At 60.9% G+C, this 22,635-nt stretch carries 23 protein-coding genes and 1 other annotated feature; of the genes, 15 read left to right on the top strand and 8 right to left on the bottom strand.

What is annotated here, in order from left to right:
* Nucleotide 1: 1 nt before the first annotated feature.
* The 10 genes from OCV80_RS13110 (at nt 2) to aspS (ending at nt 9,481) form a co-directional block, all read left to right on the top strand.
* Nucleotides 2–817 carry a ParB/RepB/Spo0J family partition protein gene (locus OCV80_RS13110; RefSeq protein ID WP_267288462.1) on the top strand — a complete coding sequence of 272 codons (816 nt, stop codon included), beginning with the start codon at nt 2–4 and terminating at the stop codon, nt 815–817.
* A gap of 20 nt (nt 818–837) precedes the next feature.
* A complete protein-coding gene (locus tag OCV80_RS13115) occupies nt 838–1,368 on the top strand; it encodes a hypothetical protein (RefSeq protein WP_021751174.1) in 531 nt (176 codons plus the stop codon).
* A gap of 67 nt (nt 1,369–1,435) precedes the next feature.
* Nucleotides 1,436–2,752 (top strand): serine--tRNA ligase, encoded by a 1,317-nt coding sequence (serS, locus tag OCV80_RS13120; RefSeq protein ID WP_136891314.1) that lies wholly within the window; start codon nt 1,436–1,438, stop codon nt 2,750–2,752.
* Between the two features lie 185 nt (nt 2,753–2,937).
* Complete coding sequence (gene mscL, locus OCV80_RS13125) at nt 2,938–3,384, top strand: large-conductance mechanosensitive channel protein MscL (protein WP_136891315.1); 447 nt, start codon at nt 2,938–2,940, stop codon at nt 3,382–3,384.
* Complete coding sequence (gene rsmG, locus OCV80_RS13130; RefSeq protein WP_256264602.1) at nt 3,381–4,079, top strand: 16S rRNA (guanine(527)-N(7))-methyltransferase RsmG; 699 nt, start codon at nt 3,381–3,383, stop codon at nt 4,077–4,079. The genes mscL and rsmG overlap by 4 nt, the downstream gene beginning before the upstream one ends.
* 35 nt (nt 4,080–4,114) lie before the next feature.
* The gene (minD, locus tag OCV80_RS13135) at nt 4,115–4,867 is read left to right on the top strand and encodes a septum site-determining protein MinD (RefSeq protein WP_021751169.1); all 753 of its coding nucleotides are present in this window, start codon (nt 4,115–4,117) and stop codon (nt 4,865–4,867) included.
* 15 nt (nt 4,868–4,882) lie between these two features.
* Complete coding sequence (locus OCV80_RS13140) at nt 4,883–5,296, top strand: methylglyoxal synthase (protein WP_021751168.1); 414 nt, start codon at nt 4,883–4,885, stop codon at nt 5,294–5,296.
* Nucleotides 5,297–5,639: 343 nt separating this feature from the next.
* Nucleotides 5,640–6,995, top strand: a complete 1,356-nt coding sequence (hisS, locus tag OCV80_RS13145) for a histidine--tRNA ligase (protein WP_136891316.1) — start codon at nt 5,640–5,642, stop codon at nt 6,993–6,995.
* A 128-nt stretch (nt 6,996–7,123) separates the two neighbouring features.
* The gene (locus tag OCV80_RS13150; RefSeq protein ID WP_136891317.1) at nt 7,124–7,645 is read left to right on the top strand and encodes a hypothetical protein; all 522 of its coding nucleotides are present in this window, start codon (nt 7,124–7,126) and stop codon (nt 7,643–7,645) included.
* A gap of 60 nt (nt 7,646–7,705) precedes the next feature.
* On the top strand, nt 7,706–9,481 hold the full coding sequence (aspS, locus tag OCV80_RS13155; protein ID WP_119311861.1) for an aspartate--tRNA ligase: 1,776 nt from the start codon (nt 7,706–7,708) through the stop codon (nt 9,479–9,481).
* Between the two features lie 108 nt (nt 9,482–9,589).
* On the opposite strand, the gene OCV80_RS13160 is transcribed toward aspS, so the two are convergent.
* Nucleotides 9,590–10,282 carry a hypothetical protein gene (locus tag OCV80_RS13160; RefSeq protein ID WP_119311862.1) on the bottom strand — a complete coding sequence of 231 codons (693 nt, stop codon included), beginning with the start codon at nt 10,280–10,282 and terminating at the stop codon, nt 9,590–9,592.
* 140 nt (nt 10,283–10,422) lie between these two features.
* On the opposite strand from OCV80_RS13160, the gene OCV80_RS13165 reads away from it, so the two are divergent.
* Genes OCV80_RS13165 through msrA form a run of 4 tightly spaced genes read left to right on the top strand, consistent with a single transcriptional unit; the run spans nt 10,423 to nt 13,685 of the window.
* The gene (locus OCV80_RS13165; protein WP_021751161.1) at nt 10,423–11,601 is read left to right on the top strand and encodes a glycoside hydrolase family 3 N-terminal domain-containing protein; all 1,179 of its coding nucleotides are present in this window, start codon (nt 10,423–10,425) and stop codon (nt 11,599–11,601) included.
* A 43-nt stretch (nt 11,602–11,644) separates the two neighbouring features.
* Nucleotides 11,645–12,817, top strand: coding sequence for an alanyl-tRNA editing protein (locus tag OCV80_RS13170; protein ID WP_267288463.1), 1,173 nt, complete (start codon nt 11,645–11,647; stop codon nt 12,815–12,817).
* Nucleotides 12,802–13,107, top strand: a complete 306-nt coding sequence (locus tag OCV80_RS13175) for a DUF6881 domain-containing protein (RefSeq protein ID WP_021751158.1) — start codon at nt 12,802–12,804, stop codon at nt 13,105–13,107. The genes OCV80_RS13170 and OCV80_RS13175 overlap by 16 nt, the downstream gene beginning before the upstream one ends.
* Complete coding sequence (msrA, locus tag OCV80_RS13180; RefSeq protein ID WP_136891319.1) at nt 13,107–13,685, top strand: peptide-methionine (S)-S-oxide reductase MsrA; 579 nt, start codon at nt 13,107–13,109, stop codon at nt 13,683–13,685. The genes OCV80_RS13175 and msrA overlap by 1 nt, the downstream gene beginning before the upstream one ends.
* Before the next feature lie 99 nt (nt 13,686–13,784).
* Here the strand turns inward: msrA and OCV80_RS13185 are convergent, their stop codons facing one another.
* From OCV80_RS13185 to rpmH, 7 genes are all read right to left on the bottom strand, one after another.
* Complete coding sequence (locus tag OCV80_RS13185) at nt 13,785–15,734, bottom strand: LTA synthase family protein (RefSeq protein ID WP_267288464.1); 1,950 nt, start codon at nt 15,732–15,734, stop codon at nt 13,785–13,787.
* Between the two features lie 275 nt (nt 15,735–16,009).
* Nucleotides 16,010–17,425: a glycine--tRNA ligase gene (locus OCV80_RS13190; protein ID WP_267288465.1), complete on the bottom strand. Its 1,416-nt coding sequence runs from the start codon at nt 17,423–17,425 to the stop codon at nt 16,010–16,012.
* Between the two features lie 56 nt (nt 17,426–17,481).
* Nucleotides 17,482–17,690, bottom strand: a binding site (T-box leader).
* 154 nt (nt 17,691–17,844) lie between these two features.
* Nucleotides 17,845–18,669, bottom strand: a complete 825-nt coding sequence (jag, locus tag OCV80_RS13195) for an RNA-binding cell elongation regulator Jag/EloR (RefSeq protein ID WP_021751151.1) — start codon at nt 18,667–18,669, stop codon at nt 17,845–17,847.
* A gap of 15 nt (nt 18,670–18,684) precedes the next feature.
* Nucleotides 18,685–19,815: a membrane protein insertase YidC gene (gene yidC / locus OCV80_RS13200; protein ID WP_267288466.1), complete on the bottom strand. Its 1,131-nt coding sequence runs from the start codon at nt 19,813–19,815 to the stop codon at nt 18,685–18,687.
* Between the two features lie 151 nt (nt 19,816–19,966).
* Nucleotides 19,967–20,176 carry a membrane protein insertion efficiency factor YidD gene (gene yidD / locus OCV80_RS13205; RefSeq protein ID WP_025543888.1) on the bottom strand — a complete coding sequence of 70 codons (210 nt, stop codon included), beginning with the start codon at nt 20,174–20,176 and terminating at the stop codon, nt 19,967–19,969.
* Nucleotides 20,176–20,520, bottom strand: a complete 345-nt coding sequence (rnpA, locus tag OCV80_RS13210) for a ribonuclease P protein component (protein ID WP_021751148.1) — start codon at nt 20,518–20,520, stop codon at nt 20,176–20,178. The genes yidD and rnpA overlap by 1 nt, the downstream gene beginning before the upstream one ends.
* Nucleotides 20,521–20,641: 121 nt before the next feature.
* On the bottom strand, nt 20,642–20,782 hold the full coding sequence (rpmH, locus tag OCV80_RS13215; protein WP_021751147.1) for a 50S ribosomal protein L34: 141 nt from the start codon (nt 20,780–20,782) through the stop codon (nt 20,642–20,644).
* Between the two features lie 376 nt (nt 20,783–21,158).
* Between rpmH and dnaA the strand changes: the two genes are divergently transcribed.
* Entirely contained in the window at nt 21,159–22,475 is a 1,317-nt protein-coding gene (dnaA, locus tag OCV80_RS13220) for a chromosomal replication initiator protein DnaA (RefSeq protein WP_021751145.1), read from the top strand.
* Nucleotides 22,476–22,635 lie beyond the last annotated feature (160 nt).

The following is a 22,635-nucleotide window of genomic DNA, read 5'->3' on the forward strand; positions in this document are numbered from 1 at the left end:
ATTGAAGGCGGAGAGCACCGGCAGCCTGTACCTGCCCATTTCCCAGGTGGAAAGCTGTTCCTCCCAGCCCCGCAAGCACTTTGACGAGGCATCCCTGGCAGAGCTGGCCGACTCCATCCGAGAGCACGGTATCATCCAGCCTCTTACCGTCCGGAAGCTGGCCTCCGGCTACTATCAGATCATCGCCGGAGAGCGGCGCTGGCGGGCTGCGCGGCTGGCGGGCCTTCAGGAAGTGCCCGTCATTGTCATGGAGGCCGATGACCGCAAGGCCGCCGAGCTGGCCATGATCGAAAACCTCCAGCGGGAGGATCTGAACCCCATAGAGGAAGCCGCTGGCTTCCAGTCCCTGATGGAAACGTATCACATGACCCAGGCGGAGGCCGCGTCCCGAGTGGGCAAATCCCGCAGCGCCGTGGCCAACGCGCTGCGGCTGCTGTCCCTGACGCCGCCGGTGGCCAAGCTGGTGGAGGAGGGAAAGCTCTCCGCCGGTCACGCTCGGGCGCTGCTGCCCCTCTCCCCCGCCCTGCAGGAAAACGCCGCTGGCGCCGTGATCTCCGGCGGCCTCTCTGTCCGCCAGACGGAGGCCCTGGCCAAGCGGCTGAGTCTGGAAAAGCCGGAAAAAGCCCCCGCACCGAAGGGAATCGACTATGCTGCGGAGGCGCAGAAGGAGTTGAGCTCCAAGCTGGGCCGGGGGGTGCGGATCGTCACCGGCCGCAAAAAGGGCCGGATTGAGCTGGAATACTACGGCATTGACGACCTCAACGACCTGCTGGAGGCCCTGGCGATGCTCCGGGCAAAGCAAACGAAAACCCCCTGATTGGGAAAGGATGATCTGCCATGAAATTTGAAAAGCGCAGCGGAGACGAAGCGGAGACACCCTCCTCTGCTCCGGAGGAAACGCCCTCCACCGGGAAAAAGCCCGTTGTCATCTATATCATGATCCTGTTCATCGTGGCCTTTCTGCTGATGGCGCTGTCCTTTCTAATGCACCAGCGGAGCAACTCCGAGGTGCTTGGGGAGCTTCAGGACTCCGTCACTGCCATGCAGGAGGTACAGGCCACGCAGGACGCCCTGCTGGACCTGCAAAACCAGCTGGATGAAGCCCAGACCACCATCGACGCGCTGGAGTCCTCCGCAGAGGAAACTGACGCCGCCTTGGCGGAGGCCCAGCGGGAGAACCAGGCACTGCTGGCTCTGTACACCATTCAGCAGCAGTATTCTGCGGGAGATCTGGCGGGCTGTCAAGCCAGCATCGACGCCTTCGAGGCGTCTGAATACCGGGACGCACTGCCTGAGACTGCTGAGGAGGGTGTCACCCCTCCCTCCCAGCGGTATGCGCAGCTAAAGGAAGCAGCAGAGGCCCGTTGAGCAGTCAACGGCTGGCCATTGTTTCACGTGAAACATGCAACATCAATAAATTGAGGAGAGAATCATCATGCTGGATATCAAATTTATCCGGGAGAATCCGGATGCCGTCCGTGAAAATATCAAAAAGAAGTTTCAGGATGCCAAGCTTCCCCTGGTAGACGAAGTCCTGGACCTGGACTCCAAGCGCCGGGCCGCCATTGCGGAGGCGGATCAGCTCCGCTCCAACCGAAACACACTCAGCAAGCAGATCGGCATGCTGATGGGCCAGGCCAAAAAGGACCCCGCCAAGCTGGCGGAGGCCGAGGCTGTCAAGCAGCAGGTGAAGGAACAGGCGGACCGCTTGGCAGAGCTGGAGAAACAGGAGACGGAGCTGGAGGAAAAGCTCCATCACAATATGCTGCTGATCCCCCAGATGATCGATTCCTCCGTGCCCATCGGCAAGGATGACAGCGAAAATGTAGAGGTCCAGCGGTTCGGAGCATGTGAAGTCCCCGACTTCCCCATTCCCTACCACGTGGATATCATGGAGTCCTTCAACGGCATCGACCTGGATGCCGCCGGGCGGGTCTCCGGCAGCGGCTTTTACTACCTGCTGGGCGACATTGCCCGGCTCCATGAGGCGGTGCTGGCCTACGGCCGGGACTTCATGATCGACAAGGGCTTCACCTACTGCATCCCCCCCTTCATGATCCACGGCAACGTGGTGGAAGGCGTTATGAGCCAGACAGACATGGACGGCATGATGTACAAGATCGAAGGGGAGGACCTGTACCTGATCGGCACCAGCGAGCACTCCATGATCGGCCGGTTCATTGACCAGATCCTGCCGGCTGAGAGCCTGCCCCAGACCCTTACCTCCTACTCCCCCTGTTTCCGCAAGGAGAAAGGTGCCCACGGCATCGAGGAGCGTGGCATCTACCGCATCCACCAGTTTGAAAAGCAGGAGATGATCGTAGTCTGTAAGCCCGAGGAGTCCAAGGACTGGTATGAGAAGCTGTGGCGGATGTCCGTGGAGCTGTTCCGCTCTCTGGATATTCCGGTGCGGCAGCTGGAGTGCTGCTCCGGCGACCTGGCAGATCTAAAGGTCAAGTCCTGCGATATCGAGGCCTGGTCTCCCCGCCAGCAGAAGTTCTTTGAGGTGTGCTCCTGCTCCAATCTGGGGGACGCCCAGGCCCGCCGTCTGCGCATCCGCTATAAGGATGAAAATGGCAAAATGCAGCTGTGCCACACCCTGAATAACACCTGCGTGGCCCCGCCCCGGATGCTGATCGCCTTCCTGGAGAACAACCTCCAGGCCGACGGCACTGTCCGCATCCCCCAGGTCCTGCGGCCCTATATGGGCGGCAAGGAATTGCTGGTCCCCGCGGAAAAATCCAATTTGTAATTTTTTGTTTTATTTATACAAATCGTTGAACCCGTTTCCAGCCGTTGGAGCGGCGCGCAGCCCTGCTCCGGATCATTCGGTGCCCCTCCAGCGGCTCCATTCGGGTCAAATCTCTGAAAGCCTTGGGCTCCAATGGTTACAGCATACGTACACAGGCGCCCATTCATTTCACACAGGAGAGTCCCATGACTGAACTTACCAAAAAGACCACCGGCTTCCTGGCGGAGTTTCGCCAATTCATTGCCAGAGGAAATGTGCTGGATATGGCGGTGGGCGTCATCATCGGCGGCGCCTTCGGCAAAATTTCCACCTCCCTGGTCAACGATATCCTGATGCCCCTGCTCTCCCTGCTCACCGGCGGCGCGGACTTCTCCCAATGGCAATGGGTCCTGCGGGAGGCGGTGTATGACGCCGGCGGCAGCGAAGTGCGCGCCGCTGTTGCCATCAATTACGGCTCTTTTCTCTCCACTATTCTGGACTTCCTCATCATCGCCTTTGCGGTCTTCTGCCTCATCAAAGCTATCAACCGCTTCCACCGAAAGAAGGAGGCCGCTCCTCCTCCCCCGCCCCAGCCCTCGCAGGAGGAAGTGCTGCTGGCGGAGATCCGAGACCTGCTGAAGGAGAGGACATGATGGAACAGCGCCTGCAATCGGGTCTTGCCGCCCTGAACCTCCCTGTGGAGGGAATCCCTGCTCTGGTCCGGTATGGGGATCTGCTGATCGAGACCAACAAGGTGATGAACCTCACCGCCATTACGGACCCGGAGGATGTGGCCACTCTCCACTTTTTGGACAGCGCCGCCCTGCTGACCCTGGAGTCCTTTTCCGGAAAGTCCGTGGTGGACGTCGGCACCGGTGCCGGTTTTCCCGGTCTGCCCCTGCGGGTGCTGGAGCCCTCCATCCGCCTGACGCTGCTGGACTCCCTGAACAAGCGCATCCAGTTCCTGGAGACGGTGTGCCGGGAGCTGGACCTCCCCGATGTGGCCTGCGTCCACGCCCGGGCGGAGGAATTTGCCGCGGAGCACCGGGAAACCTTTGATTTAGCGGTCTCCCGGGCAGTGGCGGCCCTGCCGGTGCTGTGTGAGCTGTGCCTGCCGCTGGTAAAGCCCGGCGGGAAGTTCCTGGCCATGAAATCCGTGGAGTCAGACGCGGAGCTGGCCGCCTCACAGCACGCCATTGCGATCCTGGGCGGCGCCGTGGAGGCGGTCCGGGACTATGCCATCCCCGGTACAGATGTGCGCCACCGGCTGATCGTGGTGGAAAAAGTGAAAAAAACTCCGGAAAAATATCCGAGAATGTTTGCAAAAATCAAGAAGAATCCCTTATAATACATTTGTGAGCAGTTGAAAGGAAGTGCCGCCTGATGACGTCTCCAGGACAGTGCATTGCCGTCGCATCCGGAAAGGGCGGCACCGGAAAGACCTCCTTTACGGCGGGTGTAGGCGCGGCTCTCGCCCTATCTGGCCGGCGGGTGCTGTGCCTGGACTGCGACATCGGTCTGCGGAATCTGGATCTGGCCCTGGGCCTGTCGGACCGGACGCTGATGGACTTCTCAGACGTGGCGCAGAACCGCTGTTCCCTGGAACTGGCCGCTGTGGAACACCCCAAGATCCCCGGCCTTTTCCTGCTGACCGCGCCGGCGCGTCCCCATGGTCGCCCGGTGACGGAGATCCAGATGGCAGATCTGCTGCGGGAGGTACGCAGGCGGTTTGACTTCTGTCTGCTGGACGCACCTGCGGGCCTGGGGCGGGGCTTTCAGCTGGCCACCTGCGCCGCGGACCGCTGCGTGGTGGTGACCACTGCGGACGCCTCCTCCCTGCGGGACGCCCAGCACACCGTCATGGAGCTGGATCGCTTCCCATCAGGCGCCCTGCACCTGGTGGTGAATCGGGTGCGCAAAAAGCTGCTGCGCCAGCTCCACGCCACCATTGACGATGCCATCGACAAGGCCGGCCTGCCGCTGCTGGGAGTGGTCCCCGAGGATGACGCCCTGCCGCTGTGTATGAACCGGGGTGTGCCCATCCTGCTGGCGGACGGCCAGAGCGCCGCGACTGCCTACCGCAACATTGCGAAACGCCTCCAGGGGGAACGGGTCCCCCTGCTGCGGATCAGATAGAGAAAGGAGTCTTTCATGAACATCGCCCTCATGTCCCACGACAACAAGAAGGAGCTGATGGTGCAGTTCTGCACCGCCTACGCCGGCATCCTGTCCCACCACAACATTTACGCCACCAACACCACTGGCCACATGGTGGCCGACGCCACGGGCCTGAATGTCCACTGCTTCCTGTCCTACGCCCACGGCGGCAGCCAGCAGATCGGCGCCCGGATCGCATACAACGAATTCGACCTGGTACTCTTCTTCAACGACCCCAACAACGAGGCTATGGTGGGAGATGTTTCCTATATCTCCCGGCTGTGCGACCAGAACAACATCCCCTTTGCCAGCAATCTGGCCACGGCGGAGGCGCTGGTACTGGGTCTGGCCCGGGGCGATTTGGACTGGCGCTGCATCGTCAATCCCTCCAACCGTCCCATCGCTTGACATTTTTCCCCAAAGCGCATACAATCACCCTGTTGATTCATTTGCACCGCGCGGATGCCGCAGCAGTACTCCAATCGCCGGCCCCACAGAGAGGGGCGCACCGCTGAGAGCGGCCCGGCCGGCCTGGACGAAGGACAGCGGCGGAGCGGGGGCGGAGACGCCCACGGCACCCTCCCCGTAGCACAGGAGGCAAAAAGGAGGCTCTATAGGCCTTGAATTTGGGTGGCACCACGAAGCGGAATCGCTCTCGTCCCAAAGCCGCGGGACGGGAGCGTTTTATCATTTTGCGCCCGCGGTGCATCCCGGGCAGCGACCCGCATCCCACGAAAAAGGAGTTTTGACGATGGCTAAAATGACCCCACGGACACTGTCCGGCTTTATGGAACTGCTGCCCGGACCACAGCAGCAGATGGAGCGGATCATGGAGATCCTCCGCCGTACCTATTCCCTCTATGGCTTTACCCCCCTGGACACCCCGGTGATCGAGTCCAGCGAGGTACTGCTGGCCAAGGGCGGCGGCGAGACGGAGAAGCAGATCTACCGCTTCCAGAAGGGCGACGCGGATCTGGCACTCCGGTTCGACCTGACGGTCCCCCTGGCAAAGTATGTGGCCCTCCACTACAACGACCTGACCTTCCCTTTCCGCCGGTATCAGATCGGCAAGGTGTACCGGGGTGAGCGGGCCCAACGGGGCCGCTTCCGGGAGTTCTATCAGGCGGACATCGACATCATCGGAGATGGCAGGCTCTCCATCATCAATGAGGCGGAGATCCCCGCCATCATCTACAAGACCTTCTCCACCCTGGGACTGAAGCGGTTCCAGATCCGGGTGAACAACCGGAAGATCCTCAACGGCTTCTACGCCATGCTGGGTCTGACGGAGAAGTCCGGTGACATCATGCGCACCGTAGACAAGCTGGACAAGATCGGGCCGGAGAAGGTGAAGGCCATCCTCACCGGCGACCTCGCCGTGACTCCGTCCGACGCCGACGAGATCCTGAAGTTTATCGCCATCTCCGGCGGAAACGACGCCGTTCTCTCCGCTTTGGAGGGCTACCGGGGCCGGAACGAAATCTTCGACCAGGGTCTTGAGGAACTGAACACGGTGGTCCGGTATCTGGCGGACTTCGGCGTCCCGGCGGAGAATTTCGCCGTGGACCTGACCATCGCCCGGGGCCTGGACTACTACACCGGCACCGTCTACGAGACCACCTTGCTGGATCACCCCGAGATCGGCTCCGTCTGTTCCGGCGGCCGGTACGACAATCTGGCGGAGTATTACACGGACCGCCAGCTTCCCGGCGCGGGCATCTCCATCGGCCTGACCCGGCTGTTCTATGTGCTGGGAGAACAGGGTATGCTGAATCCGGACCTGCCCACCGCTCCGGCGGATGTGCTGATCCTGCCCATGACGGAGGACCTGTCCGCTGCCATCTCCCTGGCCACCCTGCTGCGGGAAAACGGCATCCGCTCCCAGCTCCACTGCGAGGAAAAGAAATTCAAGCAGAAAATCGCCTATGCCGACAAGCTGGGCATCCCCTATGTGATCTTTCTGGGGGAGGACGAGATCAGCTCCGGCGTGGTGGCCTGCAAGGACATGGCCACCGGCGAGCAGACAAAGCTGGAACCCGCCGCCACCGTCTACCGCATTAAGGCGGGTCTCGCGGAACGGGAAAAGGGCACCGTCATCCAGGAGTAATTCCCTGCCCCACAGAGATACTTTAACGCCGAATTTCACCTGCGGAGACAACCAAATCGCATCTCAAGCAGTCCAAGCAGAAATATTTTCTATAAAAAATACAAGCAGTATTTACTAGAGGTGTTTCTATGAAGAACCGGAAGCGTGTCTGGGTGCCTTTGTTGGTCCTGCTGCTGGTCGCCGCGATCTGGTACAGCCGTCCGGTAACATTGCCGGACCTGATGAAGGGCCAGGAACTCCAAGAGATCAACGTCCTGATCCGCTCCCTGGGGGACTGGGCCCAGGAGCCAGAGACCGCCACGGTGTCGGTACCCCTCACTTCCCCAGAGGGGGCGGCCCTGCTGAAACAGCTCCAAGACCTCTCCTTCTGCCGTTCTCTGACAGACCCGCTAATCAAGCCCCTTGCTCAGGCGGTGAATGCCAGCCATGGGTCCGTCTTCTATGAGGCGGGAGACTGGATGTTCTCCCTCTCCCTCGCCGGTACAGATGGCGATTTTGCTGTGCTGAACTTTACCGTCCGGGAGTGGTCCTATGCTGCTCCGGGACAGGCGGACTTCTACGGCTGCACCGTCCCGGACGGAGAGGCCGTTGGCAGGGGCCTTGGGGAACAGCTCTGGGCTCTGGCAGCGAAATATGATCTCAATTCGTAATATTTTTTATATAAATTTCTATTTGTAATCACATTTCCACACAGAAAGGAATCCACAATCATGACACAGAATCGCACCCATACCTGCGGAGAGCTGCGGCTCTCCGACGCCGGCAAGGCCATAAAGATCTGCGGCTGGCTGGAAAACCTCCGGGAGGTAGGCAGTGAGCTGGCCTTCGCCGTGGTCCGGGACTTCTACGGCACCACTCAGGTGGTGGCGGAGACCGCCGACATGGTGGCCCTGCTGAAGTCCATCAACAAGGAGTCCACCATCTCCGTGGAGGGCACCGTCCGAGAGCGGGACAGCAAGAACGCCAAGCTGCCCACCGGCGAGATCGAGGTGGTACCCGGCAAAATTGAGGTGCTGGGCCGCTGCCAGCACAACGAGCTGCCCTTCCCCATCAACCGCAGCCGGGAGGCCGACGAGGCCACCCGCCTGAAGTACCGCTATCTGGACCTGCGGAACCCGGCGGTGAAGAACAACATCATCCTCCGGTGCCAGGTAGTGGCCGCCCTGCGGCAGGCCATGACAGAGCATGGCTTCCTGGAGATCACCACCCCCATCCTGACCGCCTCCTCCCCGGAGGGTGCCCGGGACTATCTGGTGCCCGCCCGGAACCACCCCGGAAAGTTCTATGCCCTGCCTCAGGCGCCCCAGCAGTTCAAGCAGCTGCTGATGACCTCCGGCTTTGACCGGTACTTCCAGATCGCCCCCTGCTTCCGGGACGAGGACGCCCGGGCGGACCGCTCCCCCGGTGAGTTTTACCAGCTGGACATGGAGATGGCTTTTGCCTCTCAGGATGACGTATTTGCCGTACTGGAGGACGTGCTGCCCCCCATCTTTGCCAAGTACGGCAAATACGACCGGGCCAGCTCCGCGCCCTTCATGCGTATCCCTTACACCGAGGCCATGGAGAAGTATGGCTCCGACAAGCCGGACCTGCGCATCGACCTGACGGTGCAGGACGTCACCGGCCTGCTGGGCGCCTGCGGCTTCGGCCCCTTCGAGGGCAACGTGGTGAAGGCCGTGGTGGTCAGCGACTTCCACGAGACCCGGAAATTCATCGACAAGACCCTGGCGGATGTGGAGGTGGTCTCCGGCGGCAAGCCCTACTGGTTCCGCCTGGACGAAAACGGCGAAATCGTGGGCGGCATCGCCAAGTTTGTCCAGCCCATCAAGGAGTCTGTGGTCTCTGCCCTGGGTCTGAAGCCCAACGACTTCGTGGCCCTGTCCGCCGGCAAGCTGGGCGCTGCCCAAAAGACCGCCGGCACGCTGGTAAAGACTCTGGGCGCCGCCGTCCCCGGTCACATGGACAAGGAGCAGTACGCCTTCTGCTGGATTGTGGACTTCCCCATGTACGAGATCGGCGAGGAATCCGGCGAGCTGGAGTTCTGCCACAACCCCTTCTCCATGCCCTCCGGCGGGCTGGAGGTCCTGCTGAAGGCGGAGCGGGGCGAGATCGATCCCCTCAGCATCACCGCCGACCAGTATGACCTGGTGTGCAACGGCGTGGAGCTCAGCTCCGGCGCGGTCCGGAATCACGACCCGGAGATCATGATTAAGGCCTTTGAGATGGTCCGGCTGGGCGAGGAGGACGTAAAGGCCAAGTTCCCCGCCATGTACAACGCCTTCACCTACGGCGCGCCGCCCCATGCGGGCATTGCCCCCGGCGTGGATCGCATGGTGATGCTGCTGGCCGGGGAGGACTCCATTCGGGAGATCATCCCCTTCCCCATGAACAAAAACGCCCAGGACGTGATGATGAGCGCCCCCAGCGAGGTCACGCAGAAACAATTGGACGAGCTGCACATCGCCATCGTCAAGCCCCAGGACTGACCTGTAAATCCGGAATAAAAAAGAGACGGACCGCATTTCTGCGTTCCGCCTCTTTTTTTTCCACTTTCCGGCATCATCCCACGCATACCACCTTCATGACTCCGGAGGTCAAAGCCTGTCAAACCGCTGGCCCTGGGTATTGCACCAGAAATGGTCCTCCGCCAGACCGGAGACGTAATAGGTCAGCGGCCCGGAGAAATCGCCGGATTCGTGGATATCTATCTCCAACGACGGACACCAGCCCATGCCGCCGCGGTCCCGCAGCCGGGCAGAAAAGGCCGTTTCCCCATAGTAGTCCAGGTAGGGGATTACCACCCGACAGGTGCCGCTCTGGAAGATCAGCAGCTCCTGCAAGGTGCTGTCACACCAGATGCCGTCAAACGCAGCCAAATCCGCAGGCCAGGCAGAGGGCTCCTCCTGCCAGAGCGTGGTCTCCGTCCCCAGAAGCCTGGTGAAAAAGGGGGACAGGGACCGGACCGCCGCCCGGTAGGTCTCTTCTCCCAGCTCCGGCGCCTCACCTGCTTTCCGCAGGCTGTCCGCCCTGTCCAGAACCGCTGCAAATGCCACTGCGGAGGCTGCCGGTTCCGCCTCCATCTCCTCCAAAAGGGCCAGGACCACGTCCTCCTCCGGGATCGTCTGTCCAGAGCCCGCCCAGTCCAGCAGGGTCCGTGCCGCCGTCTCCGGTGTCTCCTCCAGCACTTGTACAGCCACCATCTCCCAGGTGGTCTCCGAGACCGTCCCCTCCCCCTGGGGACTCCCCAGCAGGGCGATCATTGCCATCAGTAGAGCCGCCATCCGCATGTTGTCACACGCTCCCTTCTATTTTTGCCAGCATACCACGGGGTCCGTTTGGATTCCACCACAAATCAGTAACAGTCTTTTCTTTCGGGCCTGGATGTGATACACTTCATATCATCACTCCACAGCAGAAAGGAGCTCTTATGAAACGACTTTTTACAATTCTGCTGGCTGTCCTCTCCCTGTTGAGCCTGACTGCCTGCGGCGGCTCCCCCACAGAGGAGACTTCCCAGGAACCCTTAGTGGACATTCAGCCCCAGGAGCCGGAGGCGCCCCCGGAACCCACGCCGGAGGAACTGGCCGCCCAGGAGGTGGAGGACCTGCTTGCCTCCCTGACCCTGGAGGAAAAGGTCGGCCAGCTGTTCTTTGTCCGGGTACCCGACACAGACGCGGTCTCCGACGTGAGCACCTATCATCTGGGCGGCTACATCCTCTTCGGCCGGGATACGGCGGACAAAACTGCCGATGCTTTGATCCAGACCATTCAGAGCTATCAGGACGCCGCGGCTGTGGACACCGGAATCCCGCTGCTGATCGGCGTGGACGAGGAGGGCGGCACGGTGGTGCGGGTCAGCTCCAATCCCCATCTGCGGGCCTCCAAGTTCCCCTCTCCTCAGAAAGCTTATGCCTCCGGCGGCATGGAGGCCGTGCTGGCAGATACCCGAGAGAAGGACCTCCTTCTCTCCGCCCTGGGCTTCAACGTGAACCTGTCCCCGGTGGCAGATGTGTCCACCAACCCCGCCGACTTTATGTATGACCGCACCTTCGGCCAGGATGCGGCCGCCACAGCGGACTATGTGGCCCAGGTGGTCTCGCAGATGGCGGAGGACGGTATGGGCAGCGTCCTCAAGCACTTCCCCGGCTATGGGAACAATGTGGATACCCACACCGGTATCGCCGTGGACCAGCGGCCGCTGGAGTCCTTCACGTCCTCCGACTTCCTCCCCTTCCAGGCGGGTATGGAGAGCGGCGGCGGAAAGACCGCTGTGCTGGTCTCCCACAATATCATGACTGCTGTGGATGGAGATCTCCCCGCCTCCCTGTCCCCGAAGGTCCACGGCCTGCTGCGGACGGACCTGGGCTTTGACGGCGTGGTGATGACCGATGATCTGGCCATGGAGGCAGTTGCAGCGTACAGCGCCGACGGGGCCGTGGCGGTGATGGCCCTGGAGGCGGGAAACGATCTCGTCATCACCACCGACTACCGCACCCAGATCCCCAAGGTCCTGGAGGCGCTGGAAAGCGGCGCCCTGTCCGAGGAGACCATCGACACCGCCTGCCGCCGGGTGCTGACCTGGAAGCAGAATCTGGGGCTGCTGTAACATACCTCCCGGTCCCATCCCCTGACGAAAGGAAGTTTTCCACATGGAAACGGAAAAACTCTATTACCAAGATCCCTACCTCACCGCCTTCACCGCCCGGGTGCTCTCCTGTGAAAAATCCAAATCTGGCTGGGCCGTAGTGCTGGACCGCACCGCCTTCTACCCGGAGGGGGGCGGACAGCCGGCGGACCACGGCACTCTGGGCGCAGTCCAGGTCACGGATGTCCATGAAACAAAGGGCGTGATTTTCCACACCTGTGACGGCCCTGTGGAGATCGGCACCCAAGTGGCGGGGGCCGTTGACTGGCCCCGCCGGTTCGACCACATGCAGCAGCACTCCGGGGAGCACATTCTCTCCGGCCTGCTGTGCTCGCTGTACCACTGTGACAACGTGGGTTTCCACCTGGGGGCCGACACGGTGACCATCGACTACAATGCCGAGCTGACCTGGGAACAGGTCATGGCCGCGGAAAAGGCCGCCAATGAGGTGATCTGGCAGGACACTCCGGTGGACATCACCTTCCCCGCGCCGGATGCGCTGGCCCGTCTGAACTACCGCAGCAAGAAAGCGCTTACCGGCCAGGTGCGGATCGTGGCCTTCCCCGGGGCGGACTGCTGCGCCTGCTGCGGCACCCACGTGCGCCGGGCCGGTGAGGTGGGGATTATCAAGATCCTCTCCTGCCAAAAGTTTCGGGAGGGGGTGCGGCTGGAGATTCTCTGCGGATCGCGGGCCTACCGGTATCTCTCCCAGGTATACGACCAGGACCGCGCCGTGGCCCAGCTGCTGTCTGTAAAACCCCAGGACACCCTGGCCGCCGCAGAGCGGCAGGCGGAGGAGCTGGCCGCCGCCAAGCAGCGGATGACGGAGCTGGAGGATCAGCTCTTCTCCCTCCGGGCCCAGGCCCTGACAGACCGGGGAGATCTGCTGCTTTTGGAGCCCCCCACGCGGCCGGACGGAGCCAGAAAGCTGGCAGACGCAGCCGCAAAGGCCTCCGGCGGTCTGGCGGCGGTGTTCGCGGGAGCGGAGTCCTCCTACGTCTATGCCCTTGTCCAGGCCGATGGGGCGGACATCTCTCCCCTGGTGAAGCGGCTGAACGCCGCTCTTTCCGGCCGGGGTGGCGGGCGGAACGGCTTTGCCCAAGGCAGCGTGCAGGCGGACCGGACCGCCATCTGTGACTTTTTCCGCAAGGAGGGGATTGAATGTCCTACGTGCTGATCGAACAGAATCTTGAGGAAGAGGACGAGCCCCGGTTCATCTACGCGGAACTGGACAGCGGGCGCCGGGAGGTCCGGCGGGTGGAATTCTACCCCAATGGCCTCTGCTTTGCCTACGGCGGCGACTACGGCCGGGAGGAGGCTCTCTCCCCTGCCCCCTACCCGGAGGACCTGCGGACGCTGAACCGCCCCGGGGAGGTCACCGCCCGCGCCATCACTCCGGCCGCGTTTTGGGAGATCTGGGGACAGGCCCAGGAGCGGCCGGACGGCTTTATGGGGATGTTTGCCTGATGAGAAGAAGCATTTGTTTTGCCGGGGGCTGCTTCTGGGGCATGGAGGCCCTGTATCGCCGCCTGCCCGGCGTACTGGATGTCACCGCCGGCTATGCCAACGGAGACACGGCAGATCACGCCAACTATGACGATGTCTGCACCGGCCGCACCGGCTTCCGGGAGGCGGTGCAAGTGGCGTATGAAGACGGGACTGTCTCCCTGCCCCACCTGCTCTTTGTCTTTTTTGCCGCCATCGACCCGGAGACTCCCAACCGTCAGGGACCGGACGTGGGCAGCCAGTACCAGACCGGCGTATACTGGATGGACCCGGCGGACGAGGGCATCATCCGCTCCATCGCTGTCCTGGAGGCCGCGGCCGTTCCCTTCTTCGCCGTGGAGCTGAAGGCCCTGGCGTGTTTCTATCCAGCGGAAGAATTCCATCAGCGGTATCTGGAAAAGCACCCACGGGGCTACTGCCACGTGGCCCCCTGGAAACTGGCCGCCCTGCCGGACTTCCCCTTTTCCACAAAGACCTATACCCGTCCCGCAAAAGAGCTGCTGCAGACCTGGAAAGAAGCCGGAGAAGTGTCTTTCTGACGGGCGGGGGAAACTCTGTTTTCCACAGGCTGACCATATTTGTGTAAATAAAAGCGCCGCAGGCGGATGCCTGCGGCGCTCTCTTTGATTCAGCTTCCGTCACTGGACGGGCTCGTTCATCTCTGCAGTGATATACTGTTGGCCGTACATGGCGTCGTACAGCACATCCTCCCGCAGCTGCAGCAGCTCCCGGGCCTCGTCGGAGAGAGCCGCCTCCTCCACGCCGGCGCTGGGCGTCCCCGTGCCATCCACAAAGTACAGCTCCGTGTTGGTGAGACACACCTGGCTCACCTTCTCCAGCAGCGCCCAGTACCGGGTGACCGGCTGACCGGTCAGCTCCAGCAGCTGGGGGCCGATGGCGGTGATGCTGCTATCCCGCCGGGTGCCTGCCTGCCCCTGGAGCAAGGCCGCATCATTGGCCCAGATCAGATAGTCCGTGGAATACAGGTCGCTGATCTCCTCCGGGGTCCAGCCCACCGTGTCGTTATCCGGGCAGAGGCCCAACTTTGTGTACACTGTGTCCCCGTCCGTCATGAACAGATTGGGCCTGTGATCCCCGAAGAACACCACGATGGTAGGCTCCTCGCTCTCCCGCAGGGCGTCTGTCAGATCTCCCAGGGCCTGATCCGCCCGGGTGATGCCCTCCAGCATGACCCGGACGATGGCCATATCCTCCTCGCCGAGGCTTTCGCTGGTGACGCCGATCTGACACTCATAGTTGAATTTCTCCGGGTCAAAGGGCTGGTGGTTCTCCATGGTGATGCCGTAGAGAAACGCCCGCTCCCCGCTGCTGTTGATGTCCTCCATCCGGTCCAGCATGGCCTGGAAGAAGTAACTGTCCCGCATGTAATACCCGCCGTAGATGCCCCCCTCCCAGGGAAAGTCCAGAGCCTGGATATCTGCGGAGAACAGAAGGTCGGAAAAGCCCAGCCTGGGATAGGTCACCGTTCGATTATACAGGCTGTCGTTATACCCATGGAGCATCTCCGCCCGGTAGCCGCTCTTGGTATACTGCTCCGGCAGGGCGTCAAATTTCTCATAGGCGTCATCCTCCAGGAAGCAGATGTTCGTCCCAGCACCGAAGTCCAGCTCCGTAATGCCGTACAGCATGGACATCTCCAGATAGCCGGTGCCGTAGCCCAGATAGTGGCTGTGGAATGTGCCGCTGATGCCCTCGCTCTCCAGGGCATGGAAGTTCTCCAGGGGATCCCGTTCATACTGAAGGCCCGGCAGCCGGGTCAGATCGTAGAAGGACTCCGACTGGGCCACGATGATGTTGGGCTGCACCGCCGCTGCGGGGGCGTCGGCGCTGTCCTCTGTCAGGATCTCGTCGATCCGGGCCAGGACCTGCTCCATGTAGGCTTCGCTGTATCCCTCCGGGCTCTTCTTGGCCTGAAGAAAGCAGTCCCGCCAGAGACTCAGCGTCAAACCGTAGGTGTCGTGGCTGTTGGCCGCAGCCAGGCGGGTGTTCACATCCACCTGAAAAACCGCCCCCGCCGCCTGGGCTCCCTGTGTGGAAAACAGCCCAATGGTCAGGGCCAGGGCAACGGAAAAAGTGACAAAGCGGCACCGCCCGGTGAGCAGCGTCAGCCGCCGCACCAGAATCAGAATCCCCACACACATCCCCAGGGCGATCATCGCCATCCAGAAATCCACCGGCGGGCGCAGCTCTCCCGCCACACCGGCCACCTCTCCCACCTGTGCCGCCAGGCCGAAGTCCGCCAGCACCAGTGGCGTGCCGTTGATAGCTGTCTTGAAATAGTCCACCAGGGACAGCACCAGTCCGGCAACCCCCACCAGTATAGCGGAAAGCCACAATCTACCCAGCAGCGCCCCCAGGGTGAACACCACAGCGCCGTAAAGGACGCCGGTCAGCAGCAGATAGGTGGGCCATTTCACGAACCACTCCCACACGATGGAGAGGGAACCGGTAACCACCCACTGGACGGCCACCGCCACAGCCAGCCCCATGCAAAGGCTGCCGCCCAGAAACATGACCCAGCGCAGCCACACCGGCCCCAACGCCCGGGGCCGCTTCTGTCTCTTCAACACTTCTACCTCATTTCCCAGGTTATAAAAAGGGCCGCGGGGATTTCCCGCGGCCCCGATGATCTCCGATCAGTATGCCAGTTTCTCCGCCAGATAGCTCTTCAGCTGGTCGATAGGCAGCCGCACCTGCCCTCCCGCAAAAGCAGTGCTTTTGCGGGACCCCTGTCCCATCTCATTCCTCGGGCGGAATGAATCCGCCCTCCGGCGAGATTTTGCCTCCGGCAAAATGCTCGGACGCCGCGCCGCGGCGTTCTGGAGCAGGATCGACACAGGCATCAATATGCCAGTTTCTCCGCCAGATAGCTCTTCAGCTGGTCGATAGGCAGCCGCACCTGCTCCATGGTGTCCCGGTCCCGGACGGTAACGCAGTTGTCGCCAGCCTTATCCGCGTCGCCCACGGTGTCGAAATCCACCGTGATGCAGTAGGGCGTGCCGATCTCGTCCTCCCGGCGGTACCGCTTGCCGATGGAACCGGTGTCGTCAAAGTCCACCATCCAGTCCTTGCTGAGCTCCGCCTGGATCTCACGGGCCTTTTCGGAGAGCTTCTTAGAAAGGGGCAGCACCGCGCACTTAAAAGGCGCGATGGCCGGATGGAACCGCATGACGGTGCGGACGTCGTTCTTTTCTGCATCCACCACCTCTTCATCGTAGGCTTCCACCAGCAGGGCCAGGGTCATCCGGTCCGCGCCCAGGGAGGGCTCCACCACATAGGGGATATAGTGCTCGTTCTTCCCCTGATCGAAATAGGTCAGATCCTGGCCGGAGTGCTCCTGATGCTGGGTCAGGTCGTAGTTGGTCCGGTCCGCCACACCCCACAGTTCCCCCCAGCCGAAGGGGAACAGATACTCAAAGTCCGTAGTGGCCTTGGAGTAGAAACTCAGCTCCTCGGGCTCGTGATCCCGCAGCCGCAGATTCTCCTCCTTGATGTTCAGGCCCTTCAGCCAGTCGTGGCAGTACGTCCGCCAATACTGGAACCACTCCAGATCCGTGTCCGGCTTGCAGAAGAACTCCAGCTCCATCTGCTCGAACTCCCGGATGCGGAAAATGAAGTTACCCGGGGTGATCTCGTTGCGGAAGGACTTGCCGATCTGGCACACGCCGAAGGGCAACTTCCGGCGGGTGGTCCGCTGGATGGCGGGAAAGTTGACAAAAATGCCCTGGGCGGTCTCCGGCCGCAGGTACACCTCGTTGGCGGTGTCCTCCGTGGCGCCCTGGTGGGTCTTGAACATCAGGTTGAATTTGCGGATGTCGGTGAAGTCACTCTTGCCGCAACCGGGGCAGGGCACCTGGTTGTCCCGGATGAATGCCACCAGCTCCTCCTGGGTCATGGCCTCCACGTTCACGTCCATGCCGTGCTCCTGCACATAGCTCTCCACCAGCTTGTCCGCCCGGTGGCGCATCTTGCAGGCCTTGCAGTCAATCAGAGGATCGTTGAAGGTGGATACGTGGCCGCTGGCCACCCACACCTGGGGATTCATCAAAATGGCGGAGTCCAGTCCCACGTTGTAGGGATTCTCCTGGACGAATTTCTTCCACCAAGCCCGCTTGACATTGTTCTTCATCTCCACGCCCAGGGGACCGTAGTCCCAGCTGTTGGCAAGGCCGCCATAGATCTCACTGCCGGGGAATACGAATCCCCGGTTCTTACACAGGGCCACGATCTTCTCCATGGTCTTCTCGGTGTTTTTCATGTTCCATTCTCCTTTACGGCGGCCCGGACAGAAAAAACGCCCCGAGCCGGTTTTCGGCTCAGGGCGAACAATCAGTCCGTGGTTCCACCTGAATTCGCGCCTGGCTGACGCGCACTCTTCACCCGGTAACGGCGGGGACCGGCAGGGCATTTCCGCCCCGCGGCTCCAGGGTGCCTGTTCTTCCGCCTCCCCGCAAGGGCTCACACCAGCCGCCCTCTCTCTTTGCCGGGGTATGGGGGATACTTCTCCCTGTCACTGCCTTTTGGATATCGTGAGAACTGTATCACGTTTTCATCAGAATGTCAAGGCCGAGTCCCACAGAAGCCGCACCAGGCAGGGCACTCTCTCACCCGGACCCTGGTCTGATCCCTTATCCGAAGCGCAGAAAAAGGCCGCCCTATAGGGCGGCCTTTCCCAATTTACTTTTTCTCCCGATCGTAGGCCACGATCACCCGGCGGTTGGGCTCCGTTCCGGTGGAGTAGGTCGTCACATTGGGCACATCCTGCAGCGCCGTATGGATCACATGCCGCTCATAGGCATTCATAGGTTCCAGTGTCACGCTGCGGCGGTACTTGGTGACCTTGGCGGCCACCTTCCGGGCCAGATGCTGAAGACTCTGCTCCCGCTTTTCCCGGTAATTCTCCGCGTCCAGCTGCACCCGCACCCGGCCGCTGCCGCTGCGGTTCACCGCATAGCTGGTCAGCTGCTGGATGGCGTCCAGAGTCTCGCCCCGGCGGCCGATCAGTGCGCCCAGATTCTTGCCCTCCAGGATCACCTTGTAGCGGCCCTTCTCCAGCAGATAGATGTGGATCTCCGCAGCACTCTCCATCTGCTCCAGCAGGCCGGAGAGGAACTTACGGATGGCCTGGGCCTTCTCGTCATCCACTTCTTCGCCCAGTGTCTGCACGGGAGCGGACTGCCGGGTCTTCTCCTCCGGGGCGGGCGCCGGCGCCTCCGCCGGCTTGCGCTCCTGTCTGGGCGGCTTTTCCGCTTTGGGGGGCTTAGGCCGCTCTTCCTGCGGCTTCTCCTTGGGGGCAGGCGCGGGGGCGAGAATCTCCTCTTCCTCCTCCGGGCCGTAGCTCACCCGGACCTTGGCCGGGCAGCTGCCCAGACCCAGGAAACCGGACTTTGCTCGCTCCAAAATCTCAACGGACACATCGTCCCGGTCCAGGCCAAGCTGCCGCAGGGCATTCTGGATGGCCTCATCCTCGGTCTTGCCCGTTACATCAATAAACTGTCTCATGGCGTAACAAGCTCCTTACTGATCATCATAGCGGTCCTCCTTGTAGGACCGGCCGCGGGCATAGGGCCGGTCTCCCACACGGCCCGCTTCCGTGGTGCTGGTGGCCGCCTTTTTGGCCTTCAGGGCCTTGGCCTCCTGCGCCGCCTGCCGCTTTTCCTTCAGGCTCTTCTTCTGTGCGGCATGCTGACGCTGCTGCTCCTGAAGCAGCTTGGCCTCCTCCATCCGCTTCTGGCGGTCCGCCTGGATCATCTCCTGCCGGGCGTCCTCCTCTTCCTGCAGCTTCTTGGTGTAGAACTTGCCCAGGACCATCTCCTGGATAATGGAGAACGCGCTCTGGGCAGCCCAATACACGCCCAGGGCGGCGGGCACGATGAAGGCGATGTAGATAGACATCAGAGGCATCATCCACATCATCATCTTGGTGGAGCCGTTGGCAGCCGCAGTCTGGGCGGACTGGCTCATGCTGACCTTGCTCAGCAGGAAGCTGAACACACCGGAAATGATGGGAATCAGAATCAGTCCCACCGCGGCCAGCGTGATGCCCGTGGAGAGGCTGCTGACAGCGCTCCAGGGCGTCTGGATCAGGTCAATCCCCAGGAAGTGGTAGTCGATGTTCACCCAGCCGGGATGCTCTGCAATGAAGTCGGGGAACTGGCTGTTAATGATGTTGGAAATGGCGATCTGCTCATAGCCGGGGCTGGCCACGATCTCAATGCCGGCGCCTTCAATCAGACTTCTGGCCGCATTCACTACCGCCAGACCGGCGTCCTTGCCGCCGAAGTTCATGAAGTAGACAATGGGCTCCCGGATGATATAGTACAGGGCCATCAGAATGGGCAGGGGCAGAAAGCTCCACAGGCAGCCGCTCATGGGATTGAAGCCCTCTTCCTGGTAGAACTTCTGCATCTCCTCCTGCATCTTCAGCTGGTTGTTGGCGTATTTCTTCTGGATCTCCTGCATCTTGCCGGACATGCGGCTCATCCGCACCATGCTCTTCTTGGACTTCATCTGGAAGGGCAGCAGGATCAGCTTGATGACCAGCGTGAACAGGATCAGGGACACGCCGTAGGACCCTGTCAGGTTGTAAAACAGCCGCAGCAGGGCCGCAAACGGGATACAAATTGCGTATCCGATGGTTGAAAACATAGATGCTTCCTCCAAATTGTAATGGGACCCGGGCTTTCAGCGCCCGCAGAGCGGAGCATTTCCGCTTTCGGCCTGTCCGCATTCCGCAGTACCGGCTGACAGACGGCCGGACAGCAGCACAGGGTCCGGCAGAGGGGCTTGTCCCCTCCTCTCATGGGACCGGATCATATCCTCCCTTGTGAAACGGATTACAGCGCAGGATACGCCGGAACGCCAGCCAGCCGCCCTTGAGGGCGCCGTACTTCTCAATCGCCTCCAGCGCATATTGGGAACAGGTGGGAATATACCGGCAGCAAGGCGGCCGGTACGGGGAGATGGCCACCCGGTAAAATTTCACCAGGGCCAGCAGGACCTTTTTCATCATGACCGGTCCTCCAGCAGCTCCAGCTTCCTGCAAAGACGCAGGAAGGTATCGTTCAGCTCCTTCCAGGAGGCAGTCAGGGTCCGTCCCCTGGCTACCAGAATCATGTCGTACCCCTGGCGGAGCCGTCCGGAATTGAGCCGGTAGACCTCCCGCAGGCGGCGGCGGGCCCGGTTGCGGACCACCGCATGACCCAGCTTGACGGATACCGTCACGCCCAGGCGGTTGTGCCCCAGCCGGTTTTTCCGGCAGTAAAGCACCATCCCTCCGCCCACGGCGGAGGCGCCCTTCTGGTACAGCCGGCGGAACTCATAATTCTCTTTCAGGGTCACTGCCCGCTTCATGCTGCCACCTGCCTTCTCCCATTTGACACATCTGACACAAACTCAACGAGGGACGGAGGAATCACAGAATTCCCGCCGTCCCTGAAGACGTTGTTCAAGTGTCTCCCGCACGGTCCGTTTCTCAGTAGGACAGACGGGCGCGGCCCTTGGCGCGGCGACGGGCCAGGACCTTGCGGCCGTTGGCGGTTGCCATTCTCTTGCGGAAACCGTGGACCTTCTGGCCGTGCAGCTTCTTGGGCTGATAGGTACGTTTCGTTGCCATGTTGAGACACCTCCTGTCAGAATTGCGGCCCTTTTGAGGGCGGCACTTACTCGACACCGCCTAAAGGGCGGCGCAGTAAACAGATCAAGACCGCATGATCGCGGCGCAACCGATATTATACAGACTGTTTGAAAATATGTCAACTAAAACTTAAAAGTTTTGCGAAATTTCCGTATTTTTTTCTTTTTTCAGTTGCGATTCTCGAAAATTTCAAAATCTGGTGTCCCATGCTGTCCCAAGCCGCTATATCTTGTTGCCTGTGCAGGCGGATCTCCTTGGTTCTTATTATTAGAATAAGTGTTGTAATTTCCGGCTGTCTTTGGTATAATAAAGCGTACTGCCATGTCTATTTTTTACTAGAGAGAGGTGTTTCCTTTTGAATTCCGTCGCCGACGTGTGGGACAATGTACTATCCCAGCTGAAGGGCGAGCTCTCGGAGACCACCATCGCCACCTGGTTCGACGAATTGGAGGCTGTGGACATCCAGGGCAATACGTTTATCCTCCACTGTTCCAACGACTTTAAAAAAGGCTATATCGAGTCCCTGTTCATGAAAAACATCAAGGCCTCCCTTCACGACATTTTCTCCACGGATTTTGAAGTGAAGATTCTGGACGACCTGGATTACGCAGAGCTCAAGGATAACCGCCCGCACCGCCAGAGTGAGCGGTTCACTTCCGCGGAGTTCACATTCGAGACCTTCGTGGTGGGCCCTTCCAACAAGCTGGCTTATGCCGCCTCCGTCTCCGTGGCGGAGCATCCTGCTCAGAACTACAACCCCCTGCTGATCTACGGGGACTCCGGCCTGGGCAAGACCCATCTGATCTATGCCATCGCCAACGTCATCCGCCGGAACGACCCCCGGTCCAAGATCGCTTACGTCAAGGGCGACGACCTGACCAACGAGCTGGTGGATGCTATCCGGGAGGGTAAGACTGCGGAGATGCGGGAGAAGTACCGTCAGGCGGACCTGCTGCTGGTGGACGACGTGCAGTTCATCGCCGGCAAAAAGCAGACGCAGGAGGAGTTCTTCCACACCTTCAACACCCTGTACGAGTCCGGCCGGCAGATCGTCCTGACCTCCGACCGCCCCCCCTCTGAGATGACCCAGCTGGAGGACCGCCTCCGCACCCGATTTGAGTGGGGACTGCTGGTGGACGTAGCGCCGCCGGATTTTGAGACGCGTCTTGCCATCGTGAAAAACAAGGCCGCCCTGCTGGGCATGGAGCTGCCGGACAAAATCTCCGCCTACATCGCCGAAAACGTCACCGCCAACGTCCGCCAGCTGGAGGGCACCATCAACAAGATCCTGGCCTACAAGGATCTGCTGGGCAACGACACCGACGAAGAAACCGTCACCCGGGCCATCCAGGACATGCTGCGCCGCAGCAACGAGTATGTCCCCACGCCGGAGGCCATCCTTGAGTATATCTCCAAATATTACAGTCTGGACGAGTCCGTGATCCGGGGCCAGCAGCGGGTGCGGGACGCGGTCTCCGCCCGGCAGATTGCCATGTACCTGATCCGCTCCATGACGAACCTCAGTCTGGATGAGATCGGCAAGGTCTTTGACAACCGGGACCACTCCACCGTCCTCTACTCCATCCAGCAAATCGAAAAGAAGATGAAGAAGGACGCTGCGTTTGCCGAAATGGTGAAGGAGATCAAGACGAATATCAACTCCAAGCGGTGACCAGATTTCTCCACATCTTCCGTGGAAAAGAAAAACTTCCCTGTTGAAAATGGTCTTTCAAAAAAGTCCGTGGAAAAATCCCCGGATCCTTCCACATCCCCTGTGGAGCCTCAAAATCCGACAGCGCAAGCCTTTCCCCGCCTTTTCCACAGCTTTTTTC

The organism is Oscillibacter acetigenes, assembly GCF_025567605.1.
GTDB classification, from domain to species: Bacteria; Bacillota; Clostridia; order Oscillospirales; family Oscillospiraceae; genus Oscillibacter; species Oscillibacter welbionis.

Coding starts and splice junctions, on each gene's coding strand:
- OCV80_RS13140 (WP_021751168.1), top strand. CDS start 4,883: ATGAACATCGCCCTCATGTCCCACGACAACAAGAAGGAGCTGATGGTG.
- OCV80_RS13190 (WP_267288465.1), bottom strand. CDS start 17,425: ATGAAAAACACCGAGAAGACCATGGAGAAGATCGTGGCCCTGTGTAAG.
- aspS (WP_119311861.1), top strand. CDS start 7,706: ATGACACAGAATCGCACCCATACCTGCGGAGAGCTGCGGCTCTCCGAC.
- OCV80_RS13175 (WP_021751158.1), top strand. CDS start 12,802: ATGTCCTACGTGCTGATCGAACAGAATCTTGAGGAAGAGGACGAGCCC.
- yidC (WP_267288466.1), bottom strand. CDS start 19,815: ATGTTTTCAACCATCGGATACGCAATTTGTATCCCGTTTGCGGCCCTG.
- minD (WP_021751169.1), top strand. CDS start 4,115: ATGACGTCTCCAGGACAGTGCATTGCCGTCGCATCCGGAAAGGGCGGC.
- rnpA (WP_021751148.1), bottom strand. CDS start 20,520: ATGAAGCGGGCAGTGACCCTGAAAGAGAATTATGAGTTCCGCCGGCTG.
- hisS (WP_136891316.1), top strand. CDS start 5,640: ATGGCTAAAATGACCCCACGGACACTGTCCGGCTTTATGGAACTGCTG.
- OCV80_RS13150 (WP_136891317.1), top strand. CDS start 7,124: ATGAAGAACCGGAAGCGTGTCTGGGTGCCTTTGTTGGTCCTGCTGCTG.
- rpmH (WP_021751147.1), bottom strand. CDS start 20,782: ATGGCAACGAAACGTACCTATCAGCCCAAGAAGCTGCACGGCCAGAAG.
- rsmG (WP_256264602.1), top strand. CDS start 3,381: ATGATGGAACAGCGCCTGCAATCGGGTCTTGCCGCCCTGAACCTCCCT.
- OCV80_RS13115 (WP_021751174.1), top strand. CDS start 838: ATGAAATTTGAAAAGCGCAGCGGAGACGAAGCGGAGACACCCTCCTCT.
- jag (WP_021751151.1), bottom strand. CDS start 18,669: ATGAGACAGTTTATTGATGTAACGGGCAAGACCGAGGATGAGGCCATC.
- mscL (WP_136891315.1), top strand. CDS start 2,938: ATGACTGAACTTACCAAAAAGACCACCGGCTTCCTGGCGGAGTTTCGC.
- serS (WP_136891314.1), top strand. CDS start 1,436: ATGCTGGATATCAAATTTATCCGGGAGAATCCGGATGCCGTCCGTGAA.
- OCV80_RS13165 (WP_021751161.1), top strand. CDS start 10,423: ATGAAACGACTTTTTACAATTCTGCTGGCTGTCCTCTCCCTGTTGAGC.
- OCV80_RS13160 (WP_119311862.1), bottom strand. CDS start 10,282: ATGCGGATGGCGGCTCTACTGATGGCAATGATCGCCCTGCTGGGGAGT.
- yidD (WP_025543888.1), bottom strand. CDS start 20,176: ATGAAAAAGGTCCTGCTGGCCCTGGTGAAATTTTACCGGGTGGCCATC.
- OCV80_RS13170 (WP_267288463.1), top strand. CDS start 11,645: ATGGAAACGGAAAAACTCTATTACCAAGATCCCTACCTCACCGCCTTC.
- msrA (WP_136891319.1), top strand. CDS start 13,107: ATGAGAAGAAGCATTTGTTTTGCCGGGGGCTGCTTCTGGGGCATGGAG.